Origin of the sequence: Acinetobacter ihumii (assembly GCF_900625095.1) — a bacterium.
In the GTDB taxonomy this organism is placed as follows: Bacteria; Pseudomonadota; Gammaproteobacteria; order Pseudomonadales; family Moraxellaceae; genus Acinetobacter; species Acinetobacter ihumii.
Map to the genome: position 1 here is coordinate 781081 of NZ_LR130760.1, position 13988 is coordinate 795068.

16 protein-coding genes are annotated in these 13988 nt (G+C 36.6%); 4 read left to right on the forward strand and 12 right to left on the reverse strand.

Annotated features, from left to right (window positions below; all coding sequences use genetic code 11):
* Nucleotides 1–22 precede the first annotated feature (22 nt).
* Entirely contained in the window at nt 23–370 is a 348-nt protein-coding gene (locus E0D95_RS03630; RefSeq protein ID WP_130802602.1) for a hypothetical protein, read from the reverse strand.
* Nucleotides 371–637: 267 nt separating this feature from the next.
* Here E0D95_RS03630 and rbsK point away from each other — a divergent pair, with 267 nt between their 5' ends.
* Nucleotides 638–1576, forward strand: coding sequence for a ribokinase (rbsK, locus tag E0D95_RS03635; RefSeq protein WP_130802603.1), 939 nt, complete (start codon nt 638–640; stop codon nt 1574–1576).
* 42 nt (nt 1577–1618) lie between these two features.
* Here the strand turns inward: rbsK and E0D95_RS03640 are convergent, their stop codons facing one another.
* From E0D95_RS03640 to E0D95_RS15905, 8 genes are all read right to left on the reverse strand, one after another.
* Nucleotides 1619–2581: a siderophore ABC transporter substrate-binding protein gene (locus E0D95_RS03640; RefSeq protein ID WP_130802604.1), complete on the reverse strand. Its 963-nt coding sequence runs from the start codon at nt 2579–2581 to the stop codon at nt 1619–1621.
* A 9-nt stretch (nt 2582–2590) separates the two neighbouring features.
* Nucleotides 2591–3355 (reverse strand): iron ABC transporter ATP-binding protein, encoded by a 765-nt coding sequence (locus E0D95_RS03645; protein WP_130802605.1) that lies wholly within the window; start codon nt 3353–3355, stop codon nt 2591–2593.
* Nucleotides 3340–4302, reverse strand: a complete 963-nt coding sequence (locus E0D95_RS03650; protein ID WP_130802606.1) for an iron chelate uptake ABC transporter family permease subunit — start codon at nt 4300–4302, stop codon at nt 3340–3342. Before E0D95_RS03650 ends, E0D95_RS03645 begins: the two co-directional genes overlap by 16 nt.
* Nucleotides 4295–5248 (reverse strand): ABC transporter permease, encoded by a 954-nt coding sequence (locus E0D95_RS03655; protein WP_130804828.1) that lies wholly within the window; start codon nt 5246–5248, stop codon nt 4295–4297. The genes E0D95_RS03650 and E0D95_RS03655 overlap by 8 nt, the downstream gene beginning before the upstream one ends.
* A gap of 787 nt (nt 5249–6035) precedes the next feature.
* Nucleotides 6036–8675 (reverse strand): bifunctional aconitate hydratase 2/2-methylisocitrate dehydratase, encoded by a 2640-nt coding sequence (locus E0D95_RS03660; protein ID WP_130802607.1) that lies wholly within the window; start codon nt 8673–8675, stop codon nt 6036–6038.
* Nucleotides 8676–8959: 284 nt separating this feature from the next.
* Nucleotides 8960–9229, reverse strand: a complete 270-nt coding sequence (locus E0D95_RS03665; RefSeq protein ID WP_130802608.1) for a hypothetical protein — start codon at nt 9227–9229, stop codon at nt 8960–8962.
* 233 nt (nt 9230–9462) lie between these two features.
* Nucleotides 9463–9801: a hypothetical protein gene (locus tag E0D95_RS03670; RefSeq protein ID WP_130802609.1), complete on the reverse strand. Its 339-nt coding sequence runs from the start codon at nt 9799–9801 to the stop codon at nt 9463–9465.
* Between the two features lie 434 nt (nt 9802–10235).
* Nucleotides 10236–10370 carry a hypothetical protein gene (locus tag E0D95_RS15905; RefSeq protein ID WP_284690726.1) on the reverse strand — a complete coding sequence of 45 codons (135 nt, stop codon included), beginning with the start codon at nt 10368–10370 and terminating at the stop codon, nt 10236–10238.
* A gap of 10 nt (nt 10371–10380) precedes the next feature.
* Here E0D95_RS15905 and E0D95_RS03675 point away from each other — a divergent pair, with 10 nt between their 5' ends.
* Together E0D95_RS03675 and E0D95_RS03680 are read left to right on the forward strand one after the other, a co-directional pair.
* On the forward strand, nt 10381–10599 hold the full coding sequence (locus tag E0D95_RS03675) for a hypothetical protein (protein WP_130802610.1): 219 nt from the start codon (nt 10381–10383) through the stop codon (nt 10597–10599).
* A 287-nt stretch (nt 10600–10886) separates the two neighbouring features.
* Nucleotides 10887–11687 carry an undecaprenyl-diphosphate phosphatase gene (locus tag E0D95_RS03680; RefSeq protein ID WP_130802611.1) on the forward strand — a complete coding sequence of 267 codons (801 nt, stop codon included), beginning with the start codon at nt 10887–10889 and terminating at the stop codon, nt 11685–11687.
* Nucleotides 11688–11736: 49 nt separating this feature from the next.
* On the opposite strand, the gene E0D95_RS03685 is transcribed toward E0D95_RS03680, so the two are convergent.
* The 3 genes from E0D95_RS03685 to E0D95_RS03695 form a co-directional block, all read right to left on the reverse strand.
* A complete protein-coding gene (locus E0D95_RS03685) occupies nt 11737–11988 on the reverse strand; it encodes a putative hemolysin (RefSeq protein WP_130802612.1) in 252 nt (83 codons plus the stop codon).
* 74 nt (nt 11989–12062) lie between these two features.
* On the reverse strand, nt 12063–12296 hold the full coding sequence (locus E0D95_RS03690) for a hypothetical protein (protein ID WP_130802613.1): 234 nt from the start codon (nt 12294–12296) through the stop codon (nt 12063–12065).
* 357 nt (nt 12297–12653) lie between these two features.
* Nucleotides 12654–12890, reverse strand: coding sequence for a hypothetical protein (locus E0D95_RS03695; RefSeq protein WP_130802614.1), 237 nt, complete (start codon nt 12888–12890; stop codon nt 12654–12656).
* 572 nt (nt 12891–13462) lie between these two features.
* Between E0D95_RS03695 and E0D95_RS03700 the strand changes: the two genes are divergently transcribed.
* Nucleotides 13463–13954 carry a hypothetical protein gene (locus tag E0D95_RS03700; protein ID WP_130802615.1) on the forward strand — a complete coding sequence of 164 codons (492 nt, stop codon included), beginning with the start codon at nt 13463–13465 and terminating at the stop codon, nt 13952–13954.
* Nucleotides 13955–13988 lie beyond the last annotated feature (34 nt).

The following is a 13988-nucleotide window of genomic DNA, read 5'->3' on the forward strand; positions in this document are numbered from 1 at the left end:
CCTCTAATGTTGATCTAAACATTTAGGCAACTTGAGGATAGTGAATTGACTTACCTGCAACCAGCTCATTCACTGCATTGCTATTAAAATCAAGCTCTAAAATATGGTTTTCCGCAGAAATGCGATATTTTGAAATCAGGGGCTGCGCGCCATAGGCGGTTTCAATCACATATTCATCTGCAATATTTAAAATTCCTTCAAGATTCGTACTTGTAGAAGCGAAATCGTGATTAAACAAATCATAGATTTCTTGAAGATTATAAGTTTCACGTAGATGCTCAGGGTGTTTTCTCACCTCACCTTCAAGAAACAAAACGAGCTTATGCGCAAAAAAATAATAATTTGGTTTATGGCTATACTCGAGATTCATCTTGATCTACTCCTAAAAGGTTTATCATTCATTTTTATGTCACCATTTATTTTTAAAAATTTTAGCTTAATTTTTTCTTAAAGAATGCTATTGATCATACAAATTCTCACAATATGAAAAATCAATAAAATAAAACCAACTATTTAAGTTGGTTTTATTCCATGTAAAAACAAGAAGATATTTTTGCTTTTACATATTTTTAATAGGTTAGTTGCTCAATACTGGTTACAATTTCTTACTTATACATCTAACAGCTTATTTCAAATCATGAAAAATAATTTTAACAATATGGTGGTGTTAGGGAGTGCCAATGTCGATCACATTTTAAATGTTGATGATTTCCCTGCTTCAGGACAAACCGTTTCAGGAAAAAATTATAAAGTTGCGTTTGGTGGAAAAGGCGCAAATCAAGCAGTGGCTGCTGCGCGAAGTGGTGCAAATATTAGCTTCATTGGCTGCGTCGGAGATGATGATGCTGGTCATCATCTGAAAGTTCAGCTTGAAAAAGATGGTGTCCATATTCAGGCTGTTCAATCCATTAAAGATCAGAATACAGGGGTTGCTTTAATTTTTGTTAATCATCAGGCAGATAATTTTATTGGTATTCATGCGGGTGCAAATGCTGCCTTGAGTGTTGAATATGTGCAACAACATGCAAGCTTAATTCAAAGTGCTCAACTTTTATTGTTGCAACTTGAAACGCCCATAGACAGCATACTTACCGCAGCTCACCTTGCCCACAATGCAGGTGTAAAAATTATTTTAAATCCTGCACCCGCCCAAGCTTTGACATCAGAGCTTTTACAAAACGTTGATATCATTACCCCGAATAAAACTGAAGCAGAAATTTTAACAGGGCTAAAGATTAATCATCTGGATGATGTCCAACAAGCTGCACATGTTCTTCACAATTACGGTATTGAAACGGTTGTCATTACTTTGGGTGCACAAGGTGTCTGGCTGAGTGAGTCGGGTCAAGGACAATTGATCCCTGCCTTTAAGGTAGATGCAGTTGATACGATTGCCGCAGGTGATACATTTAACGGAGCATTTGCAACAGCATTACTGGAAGGTCAATCCAATCAAGAAGCAGCCCAGTTTGCCAATGCTGCGGCGGCAATTGCCGTGACCCGATACGGCGCTCAACCATCCATTCCTTATCGTGCTGAAATTAATGCTCTATTCAAAGAAAATTTAAACCTTTAAAACCTAGAAAACGCAGAATATTCTGCGTTTTTCCCTGTGACTTTAGTCATTTACCGCATCAGAAACTTCCTTGACCATTGCTTTCATGCCACCCAAACCATTGTTCATCAGATACCAGTTACTCGAATCCAGATACACAATATGACCGTTTTGTGCCGCTTTGGTTTTATTGACAATTGCATTATTTAAAACCTGTTGAGCACCATCTTTTTTCTCAGTAATAGCCGCTCCCCGATCAATTACAAAAATATAGTCAGGATTTTTTTGCGCAATAAACTCATGAGAAATTGCCATACCATGCAAACCCACTTTAATGGATGGATCGACTGGGGTAAAACCATATAAATCATGAATATTACCAAAGCGTGAGCCTGCGCCATAGGCTGCAATTTTACTATTATTCACCATAATGATCAGCGCTGTTTTACCTTGGGTCTTTTGCTTTAACGCTGCAATATCAGACTCTAATGTTTTGAGTTCATTCTCAGCCTCAGCTTTTTTTCCGACCATTTCCGCTACATTTAAAGTTTGCTGTTTAAAGGAATTAAATTGATCGTTGTAATCCACATCTACAAAATAAGTCGGTGCAATGGTTTTAAGTTCATTCACTACATTTTCCATACGTCCACTCATGAGAATCAACTCAGGCTGACTGGCTGCAACACGCTCCAGATTTGGGTCTTTAACTGTCCCTACATCCCTATATTTCGCATCATTAAAAGTCCGCAAAACTTGGGGCAATGGTGTGCCTTTTGGCAAAGCAACCACTTTGTCATCCGCACCCAGCTCATGAATGGTATTTAACGCATTGGTATCTAGAACTGCAATCCGCGAAATATTTGCTGGTATACTAATATCACCTGCTTTGCTTGTAAATTTTAAGGTTTCACTATTTGCATTTGTGGTGATATTTGCCTGATCTGTTTGTGCAGGTGTATTAGAATTACTGCAACCTATTAGTGCGAGGGTACACAAGGTTGTAATCAGCGTTTTTTTAAGCAGCATAGCCATCTCCTAACTAATAAAATAAAGACCTAATTTGTGTTGATTCACCTCTTGAATCGGAATACGAAAATCGAAGATTTCCTGCAAAATTTGTTCATTCATGATCTGCTGTGGCGAACCGACATAAGCAAGTTGTCCATCTTTCATGGCAATAATTTGATCGGCATATACCGAAGCAAAATTGATATCGTGAATCACCACAATGATGGATTTTCCATGATGCGTCGCCAAATCTTTTAAAACACGCATGATTTGTGCAGAGTGCTTCATGTCCAGATTATTCAGAGGTTCATCCAGCAAGATATAATCTGTGTCCTGCGCTAAAACCATTGCAATGTAAGCGCGTTGCCGTTGACCGCCCGAAAGCTCACTCAACTGACGATGACGCAACTCGTCCAGATCCATATAACGAATGGATTGATCAATCATGTGATGATCTTCAGCATTGAGTCGTCCTTGCGAATAAGGAAAACGCCCAAAAGCCACCAGATCTTCAATACTTAAACGCAGTTCGGTGTGATTAGACTGTTTTAAGATCGCCATTTTCTTGGCAATTTCATTACTTTTCATGGCATGTATATCTTGCCCATCCAGAAAAATCTGCCCAGCATCAGGCTGAGTTAAGCGACTCATCATGCCAAGCACTGTACTTTTTCCAGCACCATTCGGCCCAATAAATGCCGTAAATTGACCTTTGGTAATATTTAAGGACACATCACCAACCACTTCTTGACCGTGATAACTTTTAGATAAACCTTTTAGCTCAATTGCCACTTTTTATTTTCCTTCAACAAAATCCAGAAGAAATAAATTCCGCCAACAAAATTAATGATGACACTCAGCGTAGTTTTGTTATTCAGCACATGCAGCACGACAAACTGACCGATCATGAGTGATAAAATACTGACCAAAATAACGCCGACTAACAACATAGCGTGACGATGCGTTTTAAATAATTCCAGCGTAATATTGAGAACCAATAACCCCAAGAACATCATTGGACCCGCCAAAGCAGTTGCTGATGCCAATGCAATCACCACTAAAATTAAAAGTGTGCGACTGGTCTTGTCATAGTCCAAACCCAGATTAAGCGCATGTTCACGCCCCAAAGCCATCACATCCAACCGATGATGATTTTTAAAGGTATAGATCAGGATCGGAACAATCGTAATTAAAGCCAAAATAACAATTTCGATTTTGACAATATTGAAGCTTGCAAAACCTGCATAGGCAGCAATTTGGAATTCATCAGGATCCAACAAAACCTGAAAAAAAGTGGTCATACTGTCAAATAAAGTGGCGCAGATGAGTCCGACCAATAACAAAAAATAGATATTTTGCTCGGCGACTTTTTTAAAAATAAAGCGATACAACAGCAGCGCAAAACCCAACATGAGTGCCAAACTCACCACATAATCCATAATGAAATTCATGGAAAGTAGAGCGCTCGCACCAAAGAAATAAATAATCAGTGTTTTGGAAAGTTCATATAATTTATCTAGACCCAAAGCCTGCGGTGTGACCACTCGATTATTAACAATGCAATGGAAAATCAGTGTTGAAACCCCAACTGCAACTCCAGCAACCACAATGGCAGCAACGGTTTTTAACCGTAAATTGAGCGCAAACTGCCAGCCCGCACCTAAGCCCCAAGTCAAATACAATGCAATCGAGAAAAACGTAAGTATCAATAGTAAACATAGTTTAGTGCGATTATGCATAGCGATATCTCCGTAGCAAAAGCCACAAGAAAATTACGCTACCCAACACACCCATGATCAGGCTGACAGATACTTCATAAGGGAAAATCACCACGCGACCAAACACATCACAGAGCAATACTAAAATCGCGCCGAGCATCGCAGTATGTGACAAAGTTTTACGGATATTATCTCCTAGATACATACTCACCAGATTAGGGACGATTAAGCCCAAAAATGGAATAGCCCCCACTGTCACTATGACCACGCCTGTGATGACTGAGACAAGAGCCAAACCTGCAAACATGGTTTGTTTATAATTGAGTCCCAGATTTGTGGCAAAGTCCTCGCCCAAACCTGCCAGCACGAAACGATTTGCAAATAAATAAATGAGAACCAAGACAGGCACACTCAGATAAATAAGTTCATATTGACCATTTAAAATCGTGGAAAAATCACCTTGCAACCAACCCGCTAAACTTTGCAGCAAATCCATTTGCAATGCGATAAATGTGGTGAATGCCGAAATAATACTGCCAAAAATCATTCCCACTAAAGGCACAAATACTGTATCTCGATGTTTTAAAGTTGCCAGAATACTCATAAAGATCATGGCACCGATTAAAGTCACCACGATCGCAAAGCCTGTCTTCATAAAGATAGAAGCGCTTGGCAATAAAATAATGGAAACCAGCACCCCCAGCCTTGCGCAATCATAAAGACCGGCTGTCGTCGGCGAAACAAAGCGATTGCGACTTAGAGACTGCATAATTAGGCCGCAGACACTTAGGCCTGCACCTGCCACAACTATTGCCATTAAACGTGGTAAACGACTTGTCCAGAATAATTGCCAATCATGCGCATGACCTGCTAAAAAGCCAGATAAGGTCATATCACCCACCCCTACAAAGAGTGAAATAAATGCCAATGGAATTAACAGGAGAAAAAGATAGCGTCGCTTAACCATGTCGACCAAATAAAAAATTCATATCAAACTTAAATAAAACTTAAAACATGAAAATTAAACTATCACAGATGAGAAAAATTATCATTAACACAAACATTAATTATAAAAACACAATTCAAATTAATTATTATTTTTCAAATATTTATAATAATTTTATTAAAATTTTGTTTTGTTTAGGTTTGTAAATAAAAATGCAACGAGCATATTTAAAGTCACCCTTACTTTAAAAATACTCGTTGCACGATCAAAGTCATCACCCTAATGCCTTTAATTTATAAAATGATTTTATCTCGGATACGGAAGAAATATTTACTCCATTTTTTCCAATTTTCTTTATTTTAGGAATAATTTTTCTCTGTATTCAATTTTTATAAAATATTTTCCTGAATTTCAGGATTTTAGTAATAGAGAATAGATTTTATAAGTGTCTTTATCGAAAATTCTACCCGTTTTTAAAACATAGAAATTTAACGATTACCCATCTGAAAATAAGTCAATTTTAGGTGATTTTCTTAATTTATTGATTTAATGAAAATTGAATAGCTTAGAGATATTTACTGCAAATCAAACAAAGTTGTGGTTTAATACATTCAGTTTGAGATGAGCCTCATACAGTATATGACTTGATTCATATACGACTAGCCCCGCAATGCGGGGCTTTTTATTATTTAATGTTTAATAAATCTTTTTCCAAAATTATTTTAAACTATTTATATCTTATCTTTATAGAAAAAGGGCCGATTACCCGACCCTTATCTTTACTCATTTAAACTTAATAATCAATCAATTAAGTCAACTGAGCCGCAGCAATTTTCTTGGTATCTACAGTGTTTGCAGCATCGGTATATTCACCCATCTTATCGAAGTTCAAATATTTATAGATGTCAGCAGACATGCTGTCGATTTGAGCAGCATACTGTTGATATTCTTCTGGGCTTGGAAGTTTACCCAATACAGCAGCAACAGAAGCAAGCTCAGCAGAAGCTAAGTAAACATTTGCACCCTGACCTAAACGGTTCGGGAAGTTACGCGTAGAAGTCGATACACAAGTGGTATTCGGTGCTACACGTGCTTGGTTACCCATGCAAAGTGAACAACCCGGCATTTCTGTACGTGCGCCAGCTTTACCATAGATGTTATATAGACCTTCTTCCATCAACTGGTGTTCATCCATACGTGTTGGAGGAGCCAACCATAGACGAGTTGAAAGTGAACCACCCGGCACTTTGTCTAGAAGCTGACCCGCTGCACGGAAGTGACCAATGTTAGTCATACAAGAACCAATGAATACTTCATCAATCTTGTCGCCTTGAACTTCAGAAAGAAGTTTTGCATCATCTGGATCATTCGGGCAGCAAAGAACAGGTTCTTTGATGTCAGCAAGATCAATTTCATAGACTTTGGTGTATTCAGCATCAGCATCAGCTTGAAGAAGTGATGGATTAGCCAACCATTTTTCCATGTTTTCGATACGGCGCGCCATAGTACGTGCATCGCCATAACCTTGTGAAATCATCCATTTCAACATGGTAATGTTAGAACGCAAGTATTCAGCAACTTTCTCTTCAGAAAGTGTGATCGCACAGCCCGCAGCAGAACGCTCAGCAGATGCATCAGACAATTCAAATGCTTGCTCAACAGTGAGGTCAGTTTCCATTTCAGTCAAGTCGATCTCTAGGATACGACCAGAGAAAATGTTTTTCTTCCCTTTTTTCTCTACAGTAAGATCGCCTTCCTTAATTGCATAGTAAGGAATCGCATGGACTAGGTCACGTAAAGTGATACCAGGCTGCATTTTACCTTTGAACTTCACAAGGACAGATTCAGGCATATCGAGTGGCATTACACCTGTTGCAGCAGCAAACGCAACAAGACCAGAACCCGCTGGGAATGAAATACCAATTGGGAAACGAGTATGCGAGTCACCACCAGTACCAACAGTATCAGGCAACAACATACGGTTTAACCAAGAGTGAATAATACCATCACCTGGACGAAGCGACACACCACCACGGTTCATAATGAAGTCTGGTAGTGAGTGTTGCATTTGTACGTCGACTGGCTTTGGATAAGCCGCTGTGTGACAGAATGACTGCATTACAAGATCAGCTGAGAAGCCTAAGCATGCCAAGTCTTTCAACTCATCACGTGTCATTGGGCCAGTGGTATCTTGAGAACCGACAGTTGTCATTTTTGGTTCGCAATAAGTACCCGGACGAATACCTTGACCTTCTGCTAGACCACAAGCACGACCTACCATTTTTTGAGCTAGAGTAAAACCTTTACCCGTGTCAGCAGGTTGTACTGGTGTACGGAACAATTCAGAAGCTGGAAGACCTAAAGCTTCACGCGCTTTAGTGGTCAAACCACGACCAATGATCAGGTTAATACGACCACCTGCACGTACTTCATCAAGAAGAACTGGCGTTTTAAGTTCAGATTCAGCGATTTGCTCACCGTTTTTGAACGCGGTTACTTTAGCAGCAGCATGATCAATTTTCAGTGTGATTTCGTCGCCCATGTTCATATCAGAAACATCGATTTCAACAGGAAGTGCGCCTGCATCTTCCATGGTGTTGAAGAAAATTGGCGCAATTTTTGAACCTAAGCAGTAACCACCGTCTTTTTTGTTCGGAATGTGCGCAATTTCGTCACCAAAGAACCAAAGCACAGAGTTCGTTGCCGACTTACGAGAAGAACCTGTACCCACAACGTCACCGACATAAGCAACTTGGTTGCCTTTTGCGATAAGGTCTTTAATTTGATTAAGTGGCCCAACTTCACCCGGTTTTTCTGGGTTAATACCATCACGCTCGTTTTTCAACATTGCATTGGCATGTAATGGAATGTCTGGACGGCTCCAAGCGTCTTGTGCTGGAGACAAGTCATCAGTGTTGGTTTCACCTGTTACTTTGAACACGGTTAACTTGATTTCTTCAGGAACGTCTTTACGGCTAGTGAACCATTCAGCGTCTGCCCAAGATTGTAAAACAGCTTTTGCATTGGCATTGCCCGCTTTTGCTTTATCAGCAACGTCATGGAACGCATCAAATACAAGAAGTGTTTTTTTCAATGCTTCAGCAGCCAAACCACCAAGTTCAGCACTATCAAGCAAATCAACTAAAGGAGCGACGTTATAACCACCAAGCATGGTGCCAAGTAAGTAAACTGCACGTTCTTTAGAAACTAATGGAGATGTCGCTTCACCTTTTGCAACAGCTGACAAGAAAGCAGCTTTTACATAAGCAGCTTGGTCAACACCCGCTGGAACGCGGTTTTCAAGCAAGTCCACAAGAAATGCTTCTTCGCCTGCTGGTGGATTTTTTAGCAATTCAACCAGATCAGCAGTTTGCGCATCATCAAGTGGCTTCGGTGGGACTCCGAGTGCGGCACGTTCTTCAACGTGTTGGCGGTAAGCTTCTAGCACAGTGTTATTCCTCTTTTTTAAAAAATTATTTACAAATTCCTGCTTAGCAAAGCTTTGTAAATAATATGGACAGTAAAATTTTACTAAATATCAAGTTAAAAGTTAATGCAAGTACCGTATTTCTTCGTGATTCTCATTATTTTATAGCGAAATAGTACTTGACACTTACAGCTGTAAAATCATTGAAAATACTGCGTTAAGCTCAAAATTTGTCTTGCCTGTATGAGAACCAATAAAAAAGGCAACCCATGTTGCCTGATATTATGGATAAAACATATAGCACCTTAGTGGACGGTGCTACTTTGTAAATATTGATTGAGTGCTTCTTGACTTCCTTCGAACTTGATTTGAACTTCATCCTCATGCAACATCGCATGGTCTGCACTGGCAAATGAAATACTGACTTCATAAAGTCGGGCTTTTTCATCAATCACTTCATTGATATAGACTTTATCACCCACACTCAAAACGTAGCGACTACCACCAATGACTGCTACACCTTTAGTATCTTCGAGCAACAAATCTGCATTATGCAAATATGCAACAACTTTCATGTCTGCGCTCCCATCGTATAATTATTAGTCAAATCATTATTGATTAATTTTTTAATTTTAGCTATATATGACCTTCAAAATACTTTAAGAGTTTGTAACTTAGGTGGTGCTCTGAAAAATTACTTGAATAAGAACAATAATGTGATGATGTATAATTATTTTTAGAGCTAAATGATGTAAAGTCGTTTGAAGTAAAATTAAAGGTTAAAATTGAAACTCAAGAGAAGCTGAACTTAATCCATTTCGATTGTTTTTGATTTACCAAACTCAATATTTCTAAAATCTGCGTATTGTCCACTATTAATAAGAAAGAAAGTAAATAAAGATGTAGTAAGCATAATTACAACTTCCATAGAGGGAATCATAAGTAACAATGAACCATAAAAAATGAAGAATAAAAATAAACAATATTTTAAATCTTTAAAATAGAGTGTAATAAAGCCACCAAAAATCAATGAAGTGATCAAAATATTAGCTATTTTATTGATTCCAAAATGATTTAATACAATTAAGCTTAAACAAAGACTCACTAGGGATAATAAAAATACGAAGATATTTTTTAAGCTGAACATGCTTTGGATTCCTAGTAGGTAAAATAATTATCTCTCCTCTGCCCCCCAGAGGAGAGATATTCACACATCAATTGATAGTTTGAGATTCTTTTCTATTATTCAGACGATTTATATTAATCAAGATATCTTTATTATTATTTCAAGATCTCTTATTTAATATTCAGCTTTCTATTTAATAGTGAAGAGGCCTTTTTGATGTGCTGAGAGGAGTATAGGTTGAATAACTTTCAAAAGAATACGCTTTTGGCTTACACGTTTGTGAGAAATAGCTTACATTTGATCATTTATTAAACAATATTAACAATACATTAATTTATTATTCCATATATTTATCAAGTAATTAGCATAGATGATGATTAAATTTCAAACTGATCTACGTAACAAAAGACAACATGCCATTAACATTAAATTCTTAGTATTATCATTATTTTAAATTAGTGCTTTAACACTAAAAGCTCTAAATATGCTCCAGACAAAACTGTCAATTTTTTAATTTTTAACCACTCACGATCGTTTTTATTGACTTCACTAGCCTGCTGACGTAGAACTGATCCCATCTTTTTTTGCATCGATCCCACCATGGCAAAACGTAAATATAGTAAAGAACTTTTTAATGTTAGGCGTATTCATCGACAATGGTGGGTAGTCCGTTCAACTTCAGATTTGACTCAGATCGAAAAAGTTGAAGCAACCAGTACTCGTAGTCAAGCGAATCAGTATGCAGATGATTACACTGAAAAACACTATGTTGATCTTTATTTAAAACAACAGCTTGAAAGTAAAAACTCATTTGAATGACGTTTTCATGAGTTGGAAAAAGCTGGTTTAATCCTTAACGTTTTAATTTTCAGCGATTAGAACATGCCCTATTTCTAAATTATCAGATAGTTTATTTGAATAACTTAAACAAGATAGAGTTGTATTCAACAATCGATGTCTGATTTATTAAAAATAGGATTTGTTTTAAGATAAGTCCAGATTTTAATGTCTGGCAATATGACGCATGTGAATTGCATCTTATTAGAACATTTTTTAAAAATTCATTGACTAAATTATTAGCATCACCAGATTCATGAGTAAAAAGCATGGAACATATTGAAGCCTTTAAGGCTCTTTTCTTAGGTCTTATTGAAGGTCTAACTGAATTTCTCCCTATTTCTAGTACTGGCCATCTGATCCTTTTCGGACACATAATTGACTTCCATTCTGACAGTGGACGTGTTTTTGAAGTCGTTATTCAATTAGGTGCTATTTTAGCGGTATGCTGGTTATATCGACAAAAAATTGTGGATCTCATCAAAGGTTTTTTTAGTGGTGATGCCGAAGCTCGCCACTTCTGTATTAGTGTACTCATCGCTTTTTTCCCTGCGGTGATTATTGGTGTGTTGGCAGTCGATTTTATTAAGTCTGTTTTATTTAGCCCGCTTGTAGTTGCCATTGCCTTAATTATTGGGGGCTTAATTATTTTCTGGGTTGAGTCAATCAAATTTGAACATAAAACCACTGAAGCCACTCAAATTACTTATAAACAAGCATTGCTGGTAGGACTAGCACAATGTGTTGCAATGATTCCCGGCACGTCACGCTCTGGTGCAACTATTGTCGGTGGCATGTTTGCAGGACTTTCACGTAAGGCTGCGACAGAATTTTCTTTTTTTCTGGCGATGCCAACCATGTTAGGCGCTGCAACTTTTGATTTAGTTCGTAATGCAAGCATTCTGACAGCAGATAACATGACGAATATTGCATTGGGTTTTATCACTGCATTCATCGCTGCGCTGGTGGTCGTCAAAGCATTGGTTCGTTTTGTAGAAAAACATACTTTACGTGTGTTTGCTTGGTATCGAATTATTTTAGGTATTATTATCATTTTTGTTATGCTTTAAGCAGCAGAGTGAAAAAAGCTCAGTTATCCATGAATAACTGAGCTTTTTTTTATTTTGCAGGATGATCCTGTCTAAATAGTTGCCATTCTTCAATTACACGACCATCTGGCAATATACAATTACTGTAGCTATTACCATTTGCATCTTTTTTCATGTCCAGTTTGCCGCCTTGTTGAATACAATATTCACTTGCTGGATTTGGCATACCAATCTTTTTAGGTGGCTGTTGGGTGGTACTACATGCCAATAACAGCAGCATCATTGCACCACCACCTAAAATTAAAAATATTTTTTTCTTCATCATGACATCCTGTTAGAGCACTTTTAACAATATTATTATCTGAAATAAATAGCATCAACACTGTTAAGTTTTAGTTAATTCATTACAATCATTTTCACTACAATATGCTGTGATTCATCATTTTCATCAAAAGTTTGCTTACGAATAAGCTCCTTATATTTCACCCTAAAATCTCGCCCATTCAATGTTACGACAGATGGAATGTGATCAAAATAAGTGCTACCTGCTTCCAAACTTTCTTCATGGAGTGCTGTACCCAACTGATAATCATCACCTTTTAGGACAACATATTTTACCGTTGTTTTCATTATGTTCGTCATACTGTTTAAGCTATTAATTGTATTTTTTACTGCTTTTTCACACTTGACTAGTCTTATAAACAATGAATAAACAAAACAGTTTTTGTTCAATTTGTTCTTATTGATAACATATAATTTTTGATCTTGACTCAAAAACTGAGCACAACTCACTGGTGCTAAACCTCAAAGCGTCAAGCACTTGATTTGAATAATCTTTCTTACATCGTATAAATATACAAAATGAACAATCATCATGATCTAGCATGAATTGATTAAAATTAAAAACAGTATTATATTAATTTAAAAATATATAATATTCAGCAGCTTAGAAAAACTTTTATTTTCATACTCTCCGCACAATTAAATTTATTCTACTTTCAATTGGTAATCATCCTGAGTAATCTTTATTTTCAGCTTTCTATATTTACGTTTATTGGGATCTAGAGCTGATTCTAAAACTTCATTTTTAAATTTTGAGTCATTCATTAATTCTGTATAAATTTTATACCCGATTAAAATTTTACTCGGTTTTTCTTTATGATCTTTAAAGTTATCGATAAGTTGATTTAAATCATCAAGACCAGATGGATTCGTTTTTTTCATAGCAACACATCACTTTTGATCGATAGTTGTAACTTAGCATTCAATTTTTACAAATATATGAATTTTGAATTAGTCATATGCTTTAACACCCTATTTTTTAAATAAAATATAAAAAAACCTGCATCTTGGGGAAGATGCAGGCTGTAAAACGCACAACTTAATCATTCTTAACTAAAAATGAAACTTTAAAACTATCCATAAAAACTGTTGAAATAAAAACTTTAACAATAAAATGAGAATCAAATCGTGATGCTTATATTGTTATTGACGTCATTATATCTTTTCCATACAGACCAGTCTACATAAATTTTAAAAAGTCACAGCTAAGTGAACTAATTATCAGATAGCTTGAATTTCATCATAATATTTCCGCACTTCTCCAAGCTTACTGATATATGTAAACAAAATTAATTTTAAAACCACGTGACATACACATGATATTTAAGTAAAAATCAAAGTAATATCTATTAAAGTCATGTTAGAACAAAGTTTATCTTTTATGATACTTGCCTTTTCTTAGCTTAAATTTTAGTCACAAAATAGTCATCTATAAATTGAACAGGAATCTGAAAATGATAAAAGCGATTGGATTGTTGGCAGTTTTTTCAAGTTTATTATGCGGTTGCGCATCTGCTCCTGAAAAAACGCAAGATGCAGATCAACTTGCTACAGCAGGTTTGTTACTATGCAAAGCGAATGAACAATGTCCCATTATGGCAGCTTCATGGCGTTCTAATGATAAATCACAACTCAGAATTGATGTGCGTTTAAATAGTAGTTATCTTTATTATGATATTAAAAAAATCACTTTTATTATAGATGGTAAGCCTTTAAGTTACACACCAACGCAACCTACAGAACTTCAGTCTATCAGTCGCTTAACACCTAAACGCTCATCGAATCATATCATTGTTCCTAACAGTTTTTTAGCTTCATTTAAAAATGCCAAACGTATTGATGTCCAAATTCATACAGATCACGGCATAATTAAACGAGCAATGTATATAGATGGGAAAGCATCTTCCGCTTATCAAAATTTTATTAATGTCTACAATGCTTCATAAATTTACAGCTTATGCTTTGATCATAAAAAAACTC

What these genes read in the sequence shown, in the direction of transcription:
- E0D95_RS03655 (WP_130804828.1), bottom strand. Translation starts at nt 5,248, where the DNA reads ATGGTTAAGCGACGCTATCTTTTTCTCCTGTTAATTCCATTGGCATTT.
- rbsK (WP_130802603.1), top strand. Translation starts at nt 638, where the DNA reads ATGAAAAATAATTTTAACAATATGGTGGTGTTAGGGAGTGCCAATGTC.
- E0D95_RS03690 (WP_130802613.1), bottom strand. Translation starts at nt 12,296, where the DNA reads ATGAAAACAACGGTAAAATATGTTGTCCTAAAAGGTGATGATTATCAG.
- E0D95_RS03695 (WP_130802614.1), bottom strand. Translation starts at nt 12,890, where the DNA reads ATGAAAAAAACGAATCCATCTGGTCTTGATGATTTAAATCAACTTATC.
- E0D95_RS03665 (WP_130802608.1), bottom strand. Translation starts at nt 9,229, where the DNA reads ATGAAAGTTGTTGCATATTTGCATAATGCAGATTTGTTGCTCGAAGAT.
- E0D95_RS03680 (WP_130802611.1), top strand. Translation starts at nt 10,887, where the DNA reads ATGGAACATATTGAAGCCTTTAAGGCTCTTTTCTTAGGTCTTATTGAA.
- E0D95_RS15905 (WP_284690726.1), bottom strand. Translation starts at nt 10,370, where the DNA reads ATGCAAAAAAAGATGGGATCAGTTCTACGTCAGCAGGCTAGTGAAGTC.
- E0D95_RS03700 (WP_130802615.1), top strand. Translation starts at nt 13,463, where the DNA reads ATGATAAAAGCGATTGGATTGTTGGCAGTTTTTTCAAGTTTATTATGC.
- E0D95_RS03640 (WP_130802604.1), bottom strand. Translation starts at nt 2,581, where the DNA reads ATGCTGCTTAAAAAAACGCTGATTACAACCTTGTGTACCCTCGCACTA.
- E0D95_RS03650 (WP_130802606.1), bottom strand. Translation starts at nt 4,302, where the DNA reads ATGCATAATCGCACTAAACTATGTTTACTATTGATACTTACGTTTTTC.
- E0D95_RS03685 (WP_130802612.1), bottom strand. Translation starts at nt 11,988, where the DNA reads ATGAAGAAAAAAATATTTTTAATTTTAGGTGGTGGTGCAATGATGCTG.
- E0D95_RS03670 (WP_130802609.1), bottom strand. Translation starts at nt 9,801, where the DNA reads ATGTTCAGCTTAAAAAATATCTTCGTATTTTTATTATCCCTAGTGAGT.
- E0D95_RS03675 (WP_130802610.1), top strand. Translation starts at nt 10,381, where the DNA reads ATGGCAAAACGTAAATATAGTAAAGAACTTTTTAATGTTAGGCGTATT.
- E0D95_RS03630 (WP_130802602.1), bottom strand. Translation starts at nt 370, where the DNA reads ATGAATCTCGAGTATAGCCATAAACCAAATTATTATTTTTTTGCGCAT.